This is a genomic window from Ewingella allii (assembly GCF_044430645.1).
Lineage (GTDB): Bacteria > Pseudomonadota > Gammaproteobacteria > Enterobacterales > Enterobacteriaceae > Ewingella > Ewingella allii.
This window is the reverse complement of record NZ_JAWUDN010000001.1, coordinates 792,697-811,271: the sequence shown is the minus strand read 5'-3', so window position 1 is coordinate 811,271 and position 18,575 is coordinate 792,697. Positions and strand designations below refer to the sequence as shown.

The window sequence follows — 18,575 nt, the reverse complement described above, 5'->3', positions numbered from 1 at the left end:
TATCAATGCTGACCGGGCACGTTTCTGCGCCCGGTCACATCCTCGCGGCAAACCCTGCCCAAATGCCAATACAAATAGAAATCATTATTATTTCACTTTATTATTCGTTACCCTGTTTCTATTAGCTTGGTTTATCAATCTCTCTGACAGCGACGATGCAAACAATTCTTGATAGTTTCCGCGATGGCCCGATCAGCTGGGTCGCCGACAGTTTTAAGCCGATGACGCCGCTGGTGACTAACGCCCTGCCAATGTCGCTGCTGACCACCGCCGACGGCTGCGCCAGCGTGCTCGAGCGTTATTTGACGCTGCACGCCGAAGACGCCAGCCACGTGGAAAAACGCCGCGCGCGCATCTCGATGTGGTCCCAGTGGTATTTCGCCAACCTGTTGCCGAGCTGGGTGATCATCTCCCTCAGCCACGGCTGGCAGCTGCCAATCGCCGCCGACAATGTCTATCTCGCTCTGCAAGATGAAGGTTTGCCTCACCAGATTTACCTCGATGGCCCCGGCGCGGCTTTTACTTCGCCGCAGCCGTTGGACCGTTTCGCAGAGATGATCGAACAGCATCTGCGCCCGGTGTGTCAGGCCATGGCGGAGATTTCCGGCCTGAAACCGGGGATTTACTGGAGTAACGCGGGGATCCGCGTCGGATGGGGAATTAAGCAGGCGGAGTTGGTTGACGCGGATATCTCCGACGGCATGGCGCTGCTCAATGCGCGCGAGCTGCCCGACGGCGGCAAGAACCCGCTTTTCCAGCCGATGCGCCCGGAAAATCCGCAGGATGAAAACAGCCCGCAGTTTCGCCGCCAATGCTGCCTGCGCTACGAATTAGCCGACCACGCCATGTGCCCTTCCTGCCCATTATTGCTAGCAGAACGAAAATCTGGAAAAAAACGCAAAAGTCCGGCCTGAGAACTGCTTACGTTTCCAGCACATACAAAAGCGCCTAAGCTTAGCGTAAAAAATCATTGGATCTTAAACTGAGAAAATTATAAGAATTGAGTTATAAGCCCCGTCAATCAGACAACTGACTGATGACGGGGATAGACCAACGAGCTTTTCATTGAGAGAAACCATCATGAATAAGAAATCGCTGGCCTCAGATGTGCTCGGCACACTGGCGCAACCCGTTAGCCGTGTTTGGAATATGTTAACTGGCAAGCAAGAGCCACTCAGAGCAAGGATTGTTCACCGTTACGCCGTACCTTCGTCGCGCACTATCAGTGTTGCAGAAGGTTTCTTTGGGTTCATTCCCATCGAATCCTACGAGAACGAAAGATACATTCTGGAAGTGGCATACGCCGACCAGCAGTATCAGGTAGAAGTCCCGCGTAACTATTATCAGAAAAGTAATATTGGCGACGGCATTGATATCCACACGCTGTAACCCTGAAACTGACTGATAACCCTTTGATGTGAAAAAGGCTACTCCTGCGGGATGTAGCCTTTTTTATTGCCTTAATTCTCCCGCTCGGCATAAAAACCTCGGCCTGCCGCACAGTTTTGCTTCAATTTCCGCCAAAGCATGAAAATTATTGACATAATAGCTCAGAGAATTAAGAAAATTGTTTACACGATTTTAACCCATCACGCGACTCATTATAAAAACAAACCGACTTCCTCTGAGGTACTACATGACCATTTCTCAACCAGGATCCACGCCCACCTCCCTCCCCGAAACTCCCGCCGTTAGCGCCGCCCAGTCTCGGCGGGCGCTGGTTGCCGGTTCCGTCGGCAACTTCATCGAATGGTATGAGTTCGGCGTCTATGGCTATCTGGCGACGCTGATCGCCGGCAACTTCTTTACCCTCGAAGGGCAAAGCGGATTATCGGGACTGATCCTCACCTATGCTTCCTTCGCGCTGGCCTTCTTCTGTCGCCCGATTGGCGCGATTGTTTTCGGGCGAATTGGCGACCGCATTGGCCGCAAGCCGACGCTGATTGCCGTGGTCTTGCTGATGACCGTCGCCACGGCGCTGATTGGCCTGTTGCCAACCTACGCGCAAATTGGCGTCGCCGCACCGCTGCTGCTGACGCTGCTGCGCATGTTGCAGGGGCTGTTCGCCGGTGGTGAATTTGGCGGTGCTGTGTCCCTGATGACCGAGTTCGCCCCCAAGGGGAAACGCGGGCTGTACGGCGCGTGGCAGTCCTTTACGGTTTCTCTCGGCCTGCTGACCGGCGTGGCGCTGGTCGCGCTGTTGGTTCACAACCTGCCGGACGCCGACATGAAATCCTGGGGCTGGAGAATTCCCTTCCTGCTGGCCCTGCCGATGGGCTTCGTGGCGCTGTGGCTGCGTTTAAAATTGGATGAGACACCCAGCTTTGAAGCCAGTAAGCAGACTCCCGCCAAAGGCCCAAAAAGCGCGGCGGATAAAGCCTCTGCGGCGGCCACTTTCAAAGCCATCGTGCTGGGAATTGGCCGCATGATGGGCTGGTCCGCCGGTGGCTACACCTTCCTGGTGGTCATGCCCTCTTATCTGCAAACCTCGCTGCACGCCACCTTCCTGCAAGCCTTGGTGGCCACGGTGTTGGCGAACGTCGGCTTTGCGCTGGCGATCCTACCTGCGGGTATCCTTAGCGACAAAATTGGCCGTAAAAAAGTGATGATTGGTGCCATGCTGGTGGTTATTCTGCTGACCTTCCCGCTGTTGCATCTGTTGCAAAATACCGAAAGCAGCCTGATTGCCAAAGGCATCGCAGTGCTGATCGCCGGTGCGGCCATCGGCATGATTGCCGGTCCCGGACCGGCGATGCTGGCCGAAATGTTCCCGACTCGCGTGCGTTATACCGGCCTCGGCCTCTCCTACTCGCTGTCCAACGCCGTGTTCTCCGGCTGCGCGGGGCTGATTATCACCAGCCTTATCAAGCAAACCGGTAATTTGGATATCCCCGCCTATTACGTGGTGGCGACCTGCGTGGTTAGCCTGTTTGCGCTGATGACCCTGCGCAAAGACGACCACCTGCGCGAACTGGAAAAGTAGGCTATAAGATGAATACATTTTCGAGCTCTTTAGGTTTGGAAGCTCGCCTGCGGGCTTTGCAGGGCAGTTTTTCACAGGCAGAAGAGCGGGTGATTCGCCTGATAGCCGAAGACCCGCAGCGCGTCGCCAAGCTGAGCGTCACGGCGCTGGCTAAACAGGCCGCCACCAGCAGCGCCACCGTGGTGCGAGCCAGCCGCACGCTGGGATTTGACGGCTACCCGGCGCTGCGTCTGGCGCTGGCGGCGGAAAACTCGCGCGCGGCTGCCCACTCCAACCCCCCGTTAGTGGCGGATATTAGCGATCAGGACAGTCCACAGCAGGTGCTGAAAAAGCTGTTGGCTTTTGAGGTGGAAGGGGCAACGGCGACGGCGGAGTTGATCGACGAAGGCAGTCTGGAGCAGGCGGTGGCGGCATTGAGCCGCGCCCGGCGCATAGACGTCTATGGCGTCGGCGCCTCGGCGCTGGTAGCTCAGGACCTGTGCCAGAAACTTCGACGTATCGGCATCGTCTGCCAAACCTACGGCAGCGGCGATGAGAGCCTGGTCAGCGCCTGCCTGCTCGGCTCGCAGGACGTCGCTCTTGCCATCTCCCATTCGGGGGAAACCCTTGAGGCGCTTGAGCCTTTGCAGCAGGCGAAAAACGCCGGGGCCTATACGCTAGCGATCACTGCTAACGCGCGCTCTGCGCTGGCCCGTAAAGCTGACTGCCTGTTATTAACCAGCGGGCGGGAGCTGGGTTTTCGCGCGGCGGCGATGGCCAGCCGCACCAGCCAGTTGTTGATCATCGACTGTCTGTTTATTGGCGTTACCCAGCGACTGCCCGCCGCACGCGAGGCGCTACAGCGCACCCACGAGGTGGTTGCCAACCAGCGGAAACGCTAAATCAGGCTACGTCCCAGACTGTCGACCCTTTCTATTGCCGCCCTCATGGCGGCAAAATCTACGTCAAACGGCATATTGGCCATATCGGGCGCGGTCAGGCTGTGGTCAATTATGCTGGCGATATCCTGCTCGGTGAGTTCGGCTGAAAGCTGTGCCAGCTGGGTGGGAATGGCGCTGGCCCGCGCCAGTGCCAGCGCGGCGTGCAGTTCATCATCACTGCGGTTTTCCAGCGCCAGCAGGCAGAGGTTGCCAAAGCCCACCAGCAACCCGTGGGGGAAATGGCGGGTTTTACTGCACGCGGTGAAGCCTTCATAGAGGGCATGGGCCGCGCCGGTATGCGCACCGTTACTCATAATCGAGGTCAAACCGGCATAGAGGAAGATGGCGTCCAGTACCTGTTCCAGCGCGTTATTCGCCTTCCCCTGCTCCACCGCCAGGCAGGCATCGGCGGCAAAATGTTCAATTTGGGAAAAGCACAGCGCGCTGTTGGTCCGCGCCACGCCCGCCAGCCCGGTGAGGTTATTTTCATCGCTGATGGCGCGATATTCATACCATTTCGCCAAGGTGTCGCCGATCCCGGCCGCCAGCCAGTTAAGCGGCGCCTGAGCCAGTAAATCCGCATCAATCACCGCCGCCGCCGGGCCATAGGCCAGTGGCAGCATGTCGCGAAAACGGCCATCCTGATGGTAACGAAACGCCAGCGACGTCACCGCCGCACAGGTGCCCGGAATGCTCGGCAGCGTCACCACCGGCAGGTTACAGGCCACGCCCGCCGCCTTGGCGGTGTCCAGCGCCCGACCGCCGCCGGTGGCGATAATCACCTCGACGCCCTGTACCCGAAACGCATCCGCCAGCCGGGAGATCTCTTCCTGACAGCACTGGCCACTGAGCACTGCATGTCCCAGATAGCTGACCATCTGCTGTTCGAGCTGGTCAATCACGCTCGCCTCAACGCTGGCAATCGCCCGTTTCCCGCCAACCAGCAATGCCCGCTGCCCCAAACGGCCACACATCGACCCTAAATGTTTTATCGCCCCGCGACCGCGCAGCACGCTAGCGGGGAATACCAAGCGATGAGTAAACATGGTGACCTTTTGAAATCGCAATAGGGTTAATGGAAGATTAGTCGTTGGCGGGGGGTTTTGCTGGTAAAAGGTTGGCGGCGGGCCAACTTCCGCTAAAAAACTTAAATTCAATTTCAACTACAAGGTCAAGGTCGAGGTCAAGGTCGTGGGCGTCGGCCCACACCGACCAAGGGAGGCGTAAACGCGCCTCCCTTGGAACCCTGCGAAGCCACGATCACACAGCAATTAAAGCGCGGGTGTCCAGAGGGCGCGCGCTTACGCGCCTTCTGGGCCAGTTTGCGTGGCAACGCAAGGTTTTGAATTTAAGAAGTTTCAGCGCTTTCTCAAAAGCGCTCCAACATCAGCCCCGCTCTTAACCCCATGGCGACAGAAGGATTCGGAAACAACACGAACTCCTCATTCTTTTCGACTCGATACGCCTTGCCGCTCTCCTCGGCTATCAAAAAACCTTTCGGATAAGGGGTAAAGTTCAGAGCCGTTGCCGGGACGTGAAGCTGGAAATCCTCTTGCGAGCGGATGATATCCTGCGTGACGCGGTAACTTTCCAGCGGCTGGTCGGCGTGCCTTGACGGCAATGGGGTGGCGCTAACCAAGGACTGCAATGCCTGACGGATTCCGGTGAACTGCTGGTGATCGTTGCTGCCGAACGGCAATGCCTTGCCTAGCTCTAGCGTGCAGCTGTCGGCGCCAAAAACTTCGCTGCTGAAATGGGTAAAAGTGCCGCCGGGGGAACGGTGATAAACCAGTGCGTCGAGGCCCGCGGCGTCGAGCCATTTCAGCATGTCGGGGCTGTAGGGCCTGTCCTGCAACGGCAACAGGCCAAAGCGCACGTGCAGTGAACCACGGATGGCGGTGTGCAGATCATAGTGATAACGATAGGTCGCCCCCGCCGCGGTCGAGGTGCGATAGAACAGCGCCATCGCCTGTTCTAATTCATGGGCGCGACGGGTTTCGCCGTTGGGGCAATAGCGGGTGTGCCTGCCGCCGAACATGCGGTTCATATCGGCATCGACAAAACGCTTATTCACGCGCATTGATGCCGGGTTGCCGAGCAGCACCAGCAGCCTGACATGCAAAGGCCGCTGGCCGCTCAGCAGCTCGCTCACCAATTGGTTGAGCAGCTCAATGGGCGCGGTTTCATTGCCGTGAATGCCCGCCGAAATCACTACCGCGCTGTGGCAGGTCTGGTGCGGCGATAGCTCAAGAATACCCTCCTCGCGCCAGATCCAGTCGAGATTGGGGGTCTGCCCGGTGATGGCTACCGGGGCTTCGCCGCTGAGGGTTTGCGCCAGAAAATCAAACATATTTCGCTCCTTGATGGCGGCAACTTAGCGCTGGAAGGGATAAATCACTCCAAGGCCCAAAATTTGCGTCAGTTCATCTAAAGCATAGCGAACTTCGGTCAGCAGCTGTGGGTCAGCGAGATCTTCAGCGTGCATTCGGTCACGATAATGGCTGTCGACCCACTGGTTGAGGCGGGCGAAAAGCGCGTCATTCATCAGCGAACCGTCATTGACCGCCGCCAGCTCGGCGCGGTTCAGCGCCACGCGCAGGCGCAGACAGGCCGGACCGCCGCCGTTACGCATACTTTCGCGCAGGTCGAACACTTCCACCTGATTAATCGGCCCGCCGCTGTCTTGCAGCTCGCACAGGTAGTCCCACACGCCGCTGTGCTGGCGCGACTCCTCGGGCACCACAATCATCATCTTGCCGTCGTTCTTACTCAGCAACTGGCTGTTGAACAAATAAGTGGCCACCGCATCGTCAATCGACACCTTAGACTGAGGCACTTCAATGGGATGGAAATCCAACTCCAGCGCGGCCATTTTGCGGCGGATCTCCTCCAGCGCGGCGTCGCTATTAGCAAAAGCCTGCTGATGGTGAAACAGCACGTTGCGGTTGCTGACGGAAATCACGTCGTTGTGAAATACGCCGCGATCGATAGCTTCCGGGTTCTGCTGCACAAACACGGTCCGGTCGGCGGAAAGCTGGTGCAAGCGCGCCACCGCGTCGCTGGCCAGGCGGGTTTGTCGCGCCGGATAGCGCACCGGCTCATTTTCCCCGGTGACTAATCCGTCGCGGCCATAGACAAAGACCTGCACGCCCGGCTTATCGTAATCGCCGCACAGCCGGTTGTGGTTGGCCGCCCCTTCGTCCCCTAGCGCCGCCACCTGCGGCAGCGCGTCGTGGTGGGCGAAATGGCCGTCATGCTTAAAAGTGGCGCGCAAAATCGCCGAGGTGGTGTCGGCTTCAATAGCGCGGTGAAACTTATTATTCAGGTTAGCCACGGTGAAATGGGCGCGGCCGTCGGCGCTGTCGGCCGATGGCGACACCGTCGCGGCGTTAGCCACCCACATGGAGGATGCCGAACTCAGAGAGGACAGCAGGCGCGGCGAATAAGCCTGCGCCTGCGCCAGCACGTCGCGATCGCTGCCGCCAAAGCCCATCTGGCGCAGCGTGGCGAGATGCGGACGCTCGTGCGGCGGCAACACCCCCTGGGCGAAACCCAAATCCGCCAGCGCCTTCATCTTCAACAATCCCTGCTTGGCCGCCAGTTTTGGGTTAGCCGCCGCATTCTGATTGCGGGTGGACGCTTCATTACCAAAAGAGAGACCGGCGTAGTGGTGGGTCGGCCCAACCAAACCATCAAAATTCGCTTCACTTCCCGACATAAACCTCTCCTCTCGCCGTCTGCAATGCGGCTTAAGCGCCGCTAAAATCAATGCCCGGTGACAACGTCACAGGCAGTTCAAGTTTTTCTGTTTCCAGCGAAGCCATCGGCCAGGCGCAGTAATCCGCCGCGTAATAGGCGCTTGGGCGATGGTTACCCGAGGCACCAATGCCACCGAAAGGTGCGTTGCTGGACGCGCCAGTTAACGGCTTATTCCAGTTCACAATCCCGGCCCGGGCTTCGGTTAACAGCTGGTCGAACTGGGCGCGGTCGGTGGAAATCAGCCCGGCGGCCAAGCCGTAGCGCGTTTGGTTAGCTATCTCGATGGCCTGATTGAAATCGTCATAGCGCAGCACGCTGAGCAGTGGGCCGAAGATCTCTTCGTCCGGCACGCCCGCGATGCCCGTCAGGTCAATAATGCCCGGCAGCAGCAGCGAGCTGTGTAGGTCAGGGCGAGTCATGGTCAGCAATGGCTTGCCACCGAGAGCAATCAGCTCATCTTGCGCCGCCAAAATGTGTTTGGCCGCGACGTCGGAAATCACGCCGCCCATAAATGGCTGCGGCTGGTCATCCCAGTGCCCTACCACCAGTGCAGAAGTCACTTCCACCAGACGTTTGAGGAATCTGTCCCCCGCCTCGCCCTTCTTGACCAACAGGCGGCGCGCGCAGGTGCAGCGCTGCCCGGCAGAGATAAAAGCCGACTGGATAGTTAGGTTTACCGCCGCGTCGATGTCTTGGACCGGCTCGACGATCAGCGCGTTATTGCCGCCCATCTCCAGCGCCAGAATTTTCTCCGGCTGGCCCGCCAGTTGGCGATGCAGCTGGTAGCCGGTCCCGGCGCTGCCGGTAAACAGCAAACCGTCGATTTGCCCGGACGCCGCCAGGGCTTCGCCCGTGCTACGGCCGCCCTGCACCAGATTGATCACGCCATCAGGTAAACCGGCCTGCTGCCAAAGTTTGACTGTCTCTTCGGCGGTTTTCGGCGTCAGCTCGCTCGGCTTAAAGACAATGGTATTTCCCGCCAGCAGCGACGGCACGATGTGACCGTTTGGCAAGTGGCCGGGGAAGTTATAAGGGCCAAACACCGCCAGCACGCCGTGTGGGCGGTGGCGCAGCACCGCCTCGCCGTCGGGCATTGGGGTATGTTTCTCGCCGGTGCGCACCTGATTGGCTTCAAGGGAAATCGCCACTTTGCCGATCATCGCCTGCACTTCGGTCAGGGTTTCCCAGTGCGGTTTGCTGGTTTCAAGGCTGATAACCTCGGCCAAGCGGCTTTTATGCTCGGTCAGCAGCTCGGCGAAACGGGCAATGACCGCCGCGCGGTCTGCCAGAGATTTACGCGCCCATGCGGGGAACGCCGTGCGCGCCGCCGTGCAGGCCGCTTCGACATCTTCCGGGCTGGCGCACAGCGCCGACCACAGCCCGACATTATTGGCCGGGTTGGTTTTCTCCAGCAGCGCGCCCTGTCCGCTACGCCACTGTCCTTGAATAAAGAGTGCTGGATGCATCATGCGAGACTTTCCTCTGGGTTTGAGTCGGTTACTTGATTTGGCGCGACGCGGTTCTCCCGAAAGGGATAGAGCGCGACGGCGCGCACGCGGTCGCCCTCTTTCACGCCCAACTGCTCGGCGGTGGCTGCGTCAAGGGTCAGCCGGTTCATCACCGGATCACCGGCGACCAGCGTGGCGCAGAAGCCCTGATAATCTTCACGCGCGACCACGTACAGCGGCGCGTCCTGCTCTTGATTTGGCTGGCCGATATGCACCGGCAGCAGGCGGCTCTCTCTCACCGCGCGCAGCTGGTCGATTTCCCCTTCCAGCGTCGGACCGCCGTCGAAAATATCCACGTAGCCGGTGTAACGCAGCCCTTCACTTTCCAGCACGGCCCGCGCCGGGGCGGTGTGCGGATGCACTTGCCCGATGACCGAGCGCGCCTCGGGGCTAAGTAGTTCAGTGTAAAGCGGGTGTTTCGGCATCAGCTCGGCAATAAAAGATTTCTGCCCCATGCCGGTCAGGCGGTCGGCTTCGACAAACTCCATGCCGAAGAAGTGCCGCCCGACGCTGTCCCAAAACGGGGAATGGCCGTGGTCGTCGGACACGCCGCGCATCTCGGCAATGACTTTCGGCGAGAAGTGCTGGCGGAAGGCGGCCAAGAACAGGAAACGCACCTTAGATAACAGGTGGCCGTTTTTGCCATTGCGGTGGTCCGGGTCGAGGAACAGGGTGCAGAGTTCGGTAAAGCCGGTGTGGTCGTTGCTGAGAAACAGCGTCGGCACTGGCTTATAAATGTTCAGGCTTTTCGAGGCGTGAACCAAGGTGCCGAGGCGGAAGTTGTACCAAGGCTCGCTCAGGCCGACCGCCACCTCAATGGCGCTCACGCCGACCACTTTCTCCTGCTCGGTATCTTCCAGCACGAACAGGAAACCCTGCTCGGCCTTGTCCAGCTTCCCCGCCCAGGTGGCGAGCGAACGTTCAATTCGCGCGCGCAGCTGGGTTTCATCTTTGGGTAATGAGGTCAAACCGATGCCGGTTTTACCGGATAACTTCAAAATATCGGCGAGGTCGCCAAGCCGCACGGGTCTAATTAACATCATATTGTCTACCTCGCTAATAGGGGGGAGCTTAACTTAGGCGCAAAGGCGTTTTACGGCGCGCTCAAGTCGGTTCAAGCCTTCTTCAATATCCGCCCCGGAAATAATCAGGGATGGCGCAAAACGCAGCACGTTTGGTCCGGCAATCAGCGCGATCAGCCCCTCTTCCGCCGCCAAGGTGTTGAGCTGCTTGGCCTGACCGTTGAAGCGTTCGCTCATCACCGCGCCGAGCAGCAGGCCCGCGCCGCGCACTTCGGAGAACACCTGATACTGCTCGTTGATGCGTTTCAGGCCATCGATAAACCACTGGTGGCGCTTCTGCACGCCGTTGAGCACCTCTGGCGTGTTAATCATCGACAGCACGGTACCCGCCACCGCCGTTGCCAGCGGGTTACCGCCGTAAGTGGTGCCGTGAGTGCCCGGCTGGAACAGCACGCCGTACTTGTCGAGCGTCAGCATCGCGCCAATCGGGAAGCCGCCGCCCAGCGCCTTGGCGGTGGTCAAAATGTCTGGCACCACGCCGTAACCCTGATAGGCATACAGCTCGCCGGTACGGCCTACGCCGGTTTGCACTTCGTCGAAAATCAGCAGCGCGCCGTGCTTGTCGCACAGTTCACGCAGCCCTTGCAGGAAGCTCGCCTCGGCAGGCACCACGCCGCCCTCGCCCTGAATTGGTTCGACGATCACCGCGCAGGTGCGCTCAGAAATGTGATCAGCTACCGCGGCTAAATCGTTAAACGGCAGGTGGGTGATGTCTTGCGGCAGCGGCGCGAAATCTTCTGAATATTTCGGCTGACCGCCCGCCGTCACGGTAAACAGCGTGCGACCATGGAAAGCATTTTTGAAGGCGATGATTTCGCTCTTATTGCCGCCCTGCTTGTGGCCGTACAGGCGAGCCAGTTTCAGCGCGGCTTCGTTGGCTTCGGCCCCAGAGTTACAGAAGAAGACTTTTTCCGCGAAAGTGGCGTCAATCAGCTGTTTCGCCAAGCGCAGCACGGGTTCATTGGTGTAGCCGTTGCCCAGATGCCAGACTTTATCGGCCTGCTCCACCAGCGTTTTCTTCACTTCTGGATGCGCGTGGCCCAGTGCGTTAACCGCAATGCCGCCAGCGAAATCGACATAGTCTTTGCCCTCTTGATCCCACAGCCATGAGCCCTCTCCGCGTACCAATACGAAGGAGGCTGGCGCGTAGGTCGGTACCAGCCAGTCATCAAAGTTTTCACGGCTAACGTTGAGTTGTTGTTGCATATCTACCTCAGAGTCAAAGGGGACCAAACTGCTGTGAAGTTGTTACATTTAAGTTAAAAATTTTACTCTCTTTGGTTGATGATAGATTGCAGTCTTCGTGCCAGCAAAGGGAATAAATGCATAAAATCGGCTACGTCACGAAAAAACAACCACTTAATAACTCCATTTATTCACTTTAAATGAATAAAAAGTGAATAATAGAAAATCAAACCCTTTTGCGCCTTGAAGGTGTTCCGACTGAATATGCAGCAAGATTTGGAGGAATATTTCGCTCAGGATTGTGATCGAAGGCATGTTGGCGGTGAGTGCAAGAGAGGATGTTGCTCGATATGGGTGAAAGTGACGCACCCTTTTGGGGAGATTGCTCCTTGCTGGGTCAGGGGCAATTCGTGATAGTTCTCACAATCTGGGCATTATGTTGCTGATGTCGATACCTCGCGGGTGGCGAAAAGCAATTCCTCACTTTTAATGTTATTTTTATGTTATAAAAATGATACCAACTTGATCTAAAACCGCACTATTTCACCTCCCAACCCTGCTCATTTCTCATGCCTTGAATTTTATTTAACTATTAATTAACAATTAAAATCATATAAATTAACATTTTCGGACTTTGATCACATTTTGTTTACTTTATGGCGAGAAGCGCATGGCGGCTTGTTAATCTCATTCCGTGGAAAAAATAACCACTACCCCACGCCCTACACATAAGATCATAAGAAGGTACCAGCCATGAAATTTAACCTCGCATTAGTCAGCGCATGTGTGGTTTCTGCATGCATGTTGATCTCAACACCAAGCTTTGCTGCCGACAAACCCTACGACATCGCTCTGGTGGCTAAAGTCACCGGTATTCCTTGGTTCACTCGCATGGAAGTGGGGGTGAAAGATGCCGCCGAGAAATTGCACGTCAATGCCTACCAAGTGGGTGCTTCTACTCCAGACCCGGCGGCACAGGTTAAAGTCATCGAAGATTTAATCGCCAAGAAAGTTGACGCCATTATTGTGGTGCCTAATGACGCCAAAGTATTAGAGCCGGTACTTAAAAAAGCCCGCGACGCCGGTATCGTGGTATTAACCCACGAATCTCCAGACCAGCAAATTGGTCAATGGGATATTGAAACCATCGACAGCCAGAAATATGCCGAAGCGAACATGGATGAATTAGCCAAAGATATGGGTGGCAAAGGCGGTTACGCAATTTATGTCGGTTCACTCACCGTGCCATTACATAATGCCTGGGCCGATGCGGCTATTAAGTATCAGAAACAAAAATACCCGGATATGCATGAAGTGACTTCTCGCCTGCCGGTTGCTGAGAATATTGATAAGTCCTACTCCACCACGCTGGATTTAATGAAAACCTATCCTGAAATGAAAGGGATTATCGGTTTTGGTTCATTAGGCCCAATTGGTGCAGGCCAGGCCGTTCAACAAAAACGTGCGAAGAATAAAATCGCCGTGGTGGGTATTGCGATGCCAGCCCAGGCCGCGCCTTACTTGATGCGCGGTGATATTAAGAAAGTCCTGCTGTGGGATCCTAAAGATGCCGGTTACGCCTTAGTTTCCGTGGCTGACCAGATGCTGCAAGGCAAGCCTGTCACCAAAGATTTAACCATCGATGGTCTGGGCAAAGCCGACGTAGATATGGATAAACACGTGATTCGCTTTAATAAGATTCTGGAAGTCACACCAGACAACGCGAAATCATTGGGCTTCTAATAGGTCAGTATTTACTTATTTTTTAAACCCTGAATTATTTAAGTTGTATCAAGGCGGCAACTGAATGAATCCCAGTCACTTACTCAAGTAAGTGACTGGGATGAATGAAGGCAGCCAACGCGTAGGCAGCTTAAAGGATGACGGGTTTTCGCCACACCAGAGAAATAGGAAGGGATACGGCGTAGTTTGTTGTGCCGTATCTGCTTTCTTAACTGACCAGCTTGAACGCAGTAAGGATTCAGTCGATGACGATTAATTCCAGTTCACCTACCTCCCCTCATTCCGCCGAGGCATTTATTAGCCTTGAGGGAATAAGCAAAAAATTCCCCGGTGTACTTGCACTGGATAATGTCACGCTGACATTAAATAAAGGTGAAGTGCATTGTCTTGCCGGCCAAAACGGCTGCGGCAAAAGTACCATTATTAAAGTGATTTCCGGCGTCTATCAGCCAGAAAAAGGCGCGGCTATCACCATTGATGGCAAATTGTTCCACTCTTTAACGCCACAACTCTCTTCTTATTACGGCATTCAGGTTATTTATCAGGACCTGTCGTTATTCCCCAATTTATCCGTGGCCGAAAATATTGCCATTCACCGCTATTTGCCGGGCGGCGATTTCTGGGTACATCGCGAGGCAATGCGCAAAAAAGCCGTTGCCGCAATGCAACGCGTAGGGGTTTCTCTCGACCCGGATCGTAAAGTGGAAAAGCTGTCGATCGCCGACCGCCAATTGGTGGCAATATGCCGGGCAATCGCTGCTGACGCGAGTCTGGTTATCATGGACGAACCGACCGCCTCCCTCACCCGCACCGAGGTTAACGGCCTGCTGCGCGTGGTCAACGAATTGAAAGCCGCCGGGATTTGCGTGGTGTTTGTTAGCCACCGTCTGGACGAAGTGATGGAAGTGGCCGATCGCATCAGCGTGATGCGCGACGGCAAACTGGTGGGCACTTACCCGGCCAGCCAGCTCGACAGCAATGAGTTGGCCTTCCTGATGACCGGCCAGCGTTTCAGCTACAGCCACCTGCCGCATCGCGCACCGGCGGACGTCACGCCTTTGCTGGAAGTGAGCCATCTCAGCCGCGCCGGGCAGTATCAGGATATCTCCCTGTCACTGCGCCAGGGGGAGATCACCTCGATTATTGGCCTGTTAGGCTCCGGGCGCACCGAACTGTGCATGAGCCTGTTTGGTATGAGCCAGCCGGACAGCGGCGACATCAAAGTGAATGGCAAGAAAGTCACTTTACGCAGCAACCGCGATGCCATTCGTCACGGCATTGCCTATGTGTCAGAAGACCGCCTGACCCAAGGCTTAATCATGGAGCAGTCGATTTACGACAACACGCTGGTGTCAATTTTCAACAAACTGCACACCCGCGTGGGCTTGATGGATCATCACAAAGCCGCGTCAGTGGTTAAAGACCTGATCCGCGATTTGAACATTAAAGTCTCGGACAGCGGCCTGCCGGTGAAAACCCTCTCGGGCGGTAATGCGCAGCGTATTGCTATTGCCAAGTGGGTGGCGACTCATCCGCACATTCTGATCTTGGATTCGCCGACCGTGGGCGTAGATATCGCCAACAAAGAGGGGATCTACCGAATTGCGCGCGACCTCGCTGAGTCCGGAATGGCGGTTTTGATGATTTGTGACGAGATCCCGGAAGCCTATTACAACAGTCACCGCGTGCTGGTGATGCGTAAAGGCGAACTGATTGCTGAATTCGCCCCGCACCAGTGCAGCGAAGCGCAGATTGCGGAGGTGATTAATGGGTAGTTCAAAAATGGAAAGAAGTTGGCTGAGTAAAGCCATCGGCCAGCACGAGTTCTGGTTGGGTTTACTGGTGTTGGTTCTGGCGATTGGCCTGAGCGTCAGCACCAAAGAGTTCTTAACCCTCGGCAACCTGACTGACGTCGCCACCAGCTACGCCATTCTTGGCATTCTGGCCTGTGGCCTGTTTGTGGTGCTGATTGCGGGAGGCATCGACATCTCCTTCCCAGCCATGACCTCCATTGGCCAATACGTGATGGCGAGTTACATCATCCACCACGGCGGCAGCTTCCCGCTGGCGTTTGGTATGGCGATGGGCGTGGGCCTGCTGCTCGGGCTGGTCAACGGCTTCTTGGTTTACTGGCTGCGCGTTCCGGCGATTATCATCACTATCGCTACTCTGAACCTGTTTTACGGCCTGCTGGTGTATCTGACTAACGGCACCTGGCTGTACGGCTTCCCGGACTGGTTTATGAATGGCATCAACTGGTTCTCATTTACCGCCGGCGATGGCTATGACTATGGCCTGACGCTGCCGCTGCTCAGCCTGCTGGGGGTGATTATCGCCACCGGCGTGCTGATGAACCGCACTCGCGTCGGGCGTCAAATCTACGCCATGGGCAGCAACCGCGACGCGGCCTCACGCCTTGGGCTAAACATCCTGCGTCTGCACTTTTATGTTTACGGCTTTATGGGGCTATTGGCGGGCATCGCGGCAGTGGTACAAGCACAAATCACCCAGTCGGTGGCTCCTAATTCGCTGCTGGGTTATGAGCTGACGGTGCTGGCTGCCGTGGTATTGGGCGGCACTAGCATGACCGGCGGGCGCGGTTCACTCACCGGCACCGTGCTGGGCGTGATGCTGCTGGCCTTCCTGCAAAACGGCCTGACACTGCTGAGTATCTCCTCTTATTGGCACCAAGTTTTCAGCGGCGTGATCATTCTGGTCAGCATCAGTAGCACCGCATGGAACGAAAAACGCAAACTGGCGAAGGGAATGTAACATGACAACCTTAACCCGATTTTTCCCCGGTGACCGCATCATCCGTTTGCAGTTGCTGATCATTCTGGCCGTCGCCGTACTGTTCTCTTTCACGCTCGGTGGCCGCTTCTTTAGTCTGGGTAACTTCCAGTCAATCTCCTCCCAGTTGCCAATCTTGGGCATGCTGGCGCTGGGAATGGGTATCACCATGCTGACTGGCGGGATCAACCTGTCGGTGATCGCCGGAGCCAACGCCTGTTCGCTGGTGATGGCAGCGATTCTGGTCGCCCATCCTGACCAGCCAGCCTTCTTCCTGCTGGCAATGCTGGCCGGTTTGGCGGTGGCGCTGGTGATTGGCTCACTGAACGGCGTGCTAATTGCCTATATCGGGGTGTCGCCAATCCTTGCCACCCTCGGCACCATGACGCTGATTTCCGGGCTGAACATTCTGCTGACCAACGGCACCGTTATCTCCGGTTTCCCGAAAGCCATTCAGTATTTAAGCAACGGCAGCCTGCTGGGCATTCCTGTCGCTCTGCTGCTGTTCCTGCTGGTCGCGGTACTGCTGTGGGTGCTGCTGGAACACACCACGCTTGGCCGCAGCCTGTATCTGATGGGGTCAAACGAGCAGGCCACGCGCTTTAGCGGCGTGAACACCCATAAAGTCACTATCGCGGTTTATGTGCTCTCCGCCCTGCTGGGCTGGGGTGCAGCGCTGTTGATGATGTCGAAATTCAACTCGGCCAAGGCCGGTTATGGCGACTCCTATTTACTGGTGACGATTTTGGCTTCGGTCCTCGGCGGCATTAACCCGGATGGCGGCTTTGGTCGCGTGTTGGGACTGGTTCTGGCATTGGTGGTACTGCAAATGCTGGAAAGTGGTCTGAACCTGATGGGCGTGAGCAGCTACTTAACTATGGCGTTATGGGGCGGAGTATTGATCCTGTTTATCGCTTTACAGAATCGTAAGTCCTGACAGACTTTTAGAACATTAAGGGAAAGAAACATGGCGAGTTATTTTATTGGCGTTGACGTCGGGACAGGCAGCGCTCGCGCAGGCGTGTTTGATATGACGGGACGCCGGGTGGGTCAGGCCAGCCGCGATATTACCTTATTCCGCCCTAAAGCTGATTTTGTCGAGCAATCTTCCGACGAGATCTGGCAAGCAGTGTGTAACGCGGTAAAAGACGCGATGAGTCAGGCCGATATCAACCCGATTCAGGTGAAAGGTTTGGGTTTCGACGCCACCTGCTCACTGGTGGTGCTGGATAAAGAAGGCAAACCGCTGACCGTAAGCCCGTCCGGGCGCAACGAGCAGAACATTATTGTATGGATGGACCACCGCGCTATCACGCAGGCCGAGCGCATCAACGCCACCGGCCACCGCGTGCTGGAGTTCGTCGGCGGCATCATCTCCCCTGAGATGCAAACCCCAAAACTGCTGTGGCTGAAGCAGCACATGCCGAGCACCTGGAACAACGTCGGTCATCTGTTTGACCTGCCAGACTTCCTGACCTGGCGCGCCACGCAGGACCCAACCCGCTCTCTCTGCTCCACCGTCTGTAAGTGGACCTATATCGGTCACGAAGACAGATGGGATCCGAGCTATTTCAAACAGATCGGGCTGGAAGATTTGCTGGAAAACAACGCGGCGAAAATCGGCAGCGAAGTGAAAACCATGGGCCAACCTTTGGGCCATGGGCTGACTCAACGCGCCGCCAGTGAAATGGGCCTGATGCCCGGCACGGCGGTGAGTGTGTCAATCATCGACGCCCACGCGGGGAGTTTGGGGATCTTAGGTGCCAGCGGCGCATCTGGTGAAACGGCCGACTTTGACCATCGTATCGCGCTGATTGGCGGCACCTCGACGGCGCACATGGCGATGTCGCGCAGCGCGCGCTATATCAGCGGCATCTGGGGGCCATACTACTCGGCGATCCTGCCGGATTACTGGCTGAACGAGGGCGGGCAGTCCACCACCGGCGCGCTTATCGACCACGTGATCCAGTCGCACCCTTGCTATCAGGATCTGCTGAAACAGGGCAAAGACAGTGGCAAAACCATTTATGAAGTGCTGAACGGCATTCTGCGCAAAATGGCCGGCGAGCCGGAGAACATCGCTTTCCTGACCAAAGATATTCATATGCTGCCCTACTTCCACGGCAACCGTTCGCCACGCGCTAACCCAACGCTGACCGGCACCCTGACCGGCCTCAAACTGTCGCGCACCCCGGAAGATATGGCGCTGCACTATTTGGCGACCATTCAGGCGCTGGCGTTAGGCACGCGCCATATCATTGAAACCATGAATCAGAGCGGCTACTCCATCGACACCATGATGGCGAGCGGCGGCGGTACCAAGAACCCGGTATTTGTGCAAGAGCACTCCAACGCCACGGGCTGCGCGATGTTACTGCCGGAAGAGAGCGAAGCCATGCTGCTGGGCAGCGCCATGATGGGCACCGTGGCCGCCGGAGCCTATGACTCCCTGCCGGAAGCCATGGCGGCGATGAGCCGCATTGGTAAAACCGTGACGCCGCAGACCAACAAAATTAAAGAGTATTACGACCGCAAATATAAAGTGTTCCATGAGATGTACCACGATCACATGAAATACCGCCGCCTGATGCAGGAGGATGTTTGA

Annotated in this window: 15 protein-coding genes; 9 read left to right on the top strand and 6 right to left on the bottom strand. The window is 56.6% G+C overall.

Annotated features, from left to right (window positions below):
- The first annotated feature begins 155 nt into the window (after positions 1 to 155).
- The 4 genes from fhuF to SBO83_RS03905 all read left to right on the top strand — a co-directional run bounded on the left by fhuF (position 156) and on the right by SBO83_RS03905 (position 3,864).
- Entirely contained in the window at positions 156 to 914 is a 759-nt protein-coding gene (gene fhuF, locus SBO83_RS03920) for a siderophore-iron reductase FhuF (RefSeq protein ID WP_396130504.1), read from the top strand.
- Between the two features lie 166 nt (positions 915 to 1,080).
- Entirely contained in the window at positions 1,081 to 1,389 is a 309-nt protein-coding gene (locus tag SBO83_RS03915) for a hypothetical protein (protein WP_034790896.1), read from the top strand.
- A 247-nt stretch (positions 1,390 to 1,636) separates the two neighbouring features.
- Positions 1,637 to 2,983 carry an MFS transporter gene (locus SBO83_RS03910; protein WP_396130503.1) on the top strand — a complete coding sequence of 449 codons (1,347 nt, stop codon included), beginning with the start codon at positions 1,637 to 1,639 and terminating at the stop codon, positions 2,981 to 2,983.
- Positions 2,984 to 2,991: 8 nt separating this feature from the next.
- Complete coding sequence (locus SBO83_RS03905; RefSeq protein WP_353502322.1) at positions 2,992 to 3,864, top strand: MurR/RpiR family transcriptional regulator; 873 nt, start codon at positions 2,992 to 2,994, stop codon at positions 3,862 to 3,864.
- On the opposite strand, the gene SBO83_RS03900 is transcribed toward SBO83_RS03905, so the two are convergent.
- The 6 genes from SBO83_RS03900 to SBO83_RS03875 all read right to left on the bottom strand — a co-directional run bounded on the left by SBO83_RS03900 (position 3,861) and on the right by SBO83_RS03875 (position 11,458).
- Positions 3,861 to 4,949 (bottom strand): iron-containing alcohol dehydrogenase family protein, encoded by a 1,089-nt coding sequence (locus tag SBO83_RS03900; protein WP_353502323.1) that lies wholly within the window; start codon positions 4,947 to 4,949, stop codon positions 3,861 to 3,863. The genes SBO83_RS03905 and SBO83_RS03900 overlap by 4 nt on opposite strands.
- A 323-nt stretch (positions 4,950 to 5,272) precedes the next feature.
- On the bottom strand, positions 5,273 to 6,253 hold the full coding sequence (astE, locus tag SBO83_RS03895; RefSeq protein ID WP_396130502.1) for a succinylglutamate desuccinylase: 981 nt from the start codon (positions 6,251 to 6,253) through the stop codon (positions 5,273 to 5,275).
- A 24-nt stretch (positions 6,254 to 6,277) separates the two neighbouring features.
- Positions 6,278 to 7,621, bottom strand: coding sequence for an N-succinylarginine dihydrolase (astB, locus tag SBO83_RS03890; RefSeq protein WP_396130501.1), 1,344 nt, complete (start codon positions 7,619 to 7,621; stop codon positions 6,278 to 6,280).
- Positions 7,622 to 7,652: 31 nt separating this feature from the next.
- Positions 7,653 to 9,131, bottom strand: coding sequence for a succinylglutamate-semialdehyde dehydrogenase (gene astD, locus SBO83_RS03885; RefSeq protein WP_396130500.1), 1,479 nt, complete (start codon positions 9,129 to 9,131; stop codon positions 7,653 to 7,655).
- Positions 9,128 to 10,213, bottom strand: coding sequence for an arginine N-succinyltransferase (astA, locus tag SBO83_RS03880; RefSeq protein ID WP_396130499.1), 1,086 nt, complete (start codon positions 10,211 to 10,213; stop codon positions 9,128 to 9,130). Before astA ends, astD begins: the two co-directional genes overlap by 4 nt.
- A gap of 33 nt (positions 10,214 to 10,246) precedes the next feature.
- Positions 10,247 to 11,458, bottom strand: coding sequence for an aspartate aminotransferase family protein (locus SBO83_RS03875; protein WP_396130498.1), 1,212 nt, complete (start codon positions 11,456 to 11,458; stop codon positions 10,247 to 10,249).
- Positions 11,459 to 12,190: 732 nt separating this feature from the next.
- Between SBO83_RS03875 and SBO83_RS03870 the strand changes: the two genes are divergently transcribed.
- The 5 genes from SBO83_RS03870 to SBO83_RS03850 all read left to right on the top strand — a co-directional run bounded on the left by SBO83_RS03870 (position 12,191) and on the right by SBO83_RS03850 (position 18,575).
- Positions 12,191 to 13,180, top strand: coding sequence for an autoinducer 2 ABC transporter substrate-binding protein (locus SBO83_RS03870; RefSeq protein WP_396130497.1), 990 nt, complete (start codon positions 12,191 to 12,193; stop codon positions 13,178 to 13,180).
- 245 nt (positions 13,181 to 13,425) lie between these two features.
- Positions 13,426 to 14,955 carry an ATP-binding cassette domain-containing protein gene (locus tag SBO83_RS03865; RefSeq protein ID WP_396130496.1) on the top strand — a complete coding sequence of 510 codons (1,530 nt, stop codon included), beginning with the start codon at positions 13,426 to 13,428 and terminating at the stop codon, positions 14,953 to 14,955.
- A 7-nt stretch (positions 14,956 to 14,962) separates the two neighbouring features.
- Positions 14,963 to 15,952, top strand: coding sequence for an ABC transporter permease (locus SBO83_RS03860; protein WP_353503980.1), 990 nt, complete (start codon positions 14,963 to 14,965; stop codon positions 15,950 to 15,952).
- A 1-nt stretch (position 15,953) separates the two neighbouring features.
- Positions 15,954 to 16,907 carry an ABC transporter permease gene (locus SBO83_RS03855; protein WP_100937187.1) on the top strand — a complete coding sequence of 318 codons (954 nt, stop codon included), beginning with the start codon at positions 15,954 to 15,956 and terminating at the stop codon, positions 16,905 to 16,907.
- A gap of 30 nt (positions 16,908 to 16,937) precedes the next feature.
- A complete protein-coding gene (locus SBO83_RS03850; protein WP_100937188.1) occupies positions 16,938 to 18,575 on the top strand; it encodes an FGGY-family carbohydrate kinase in 1,638 nt (545 codons plus the stop codon).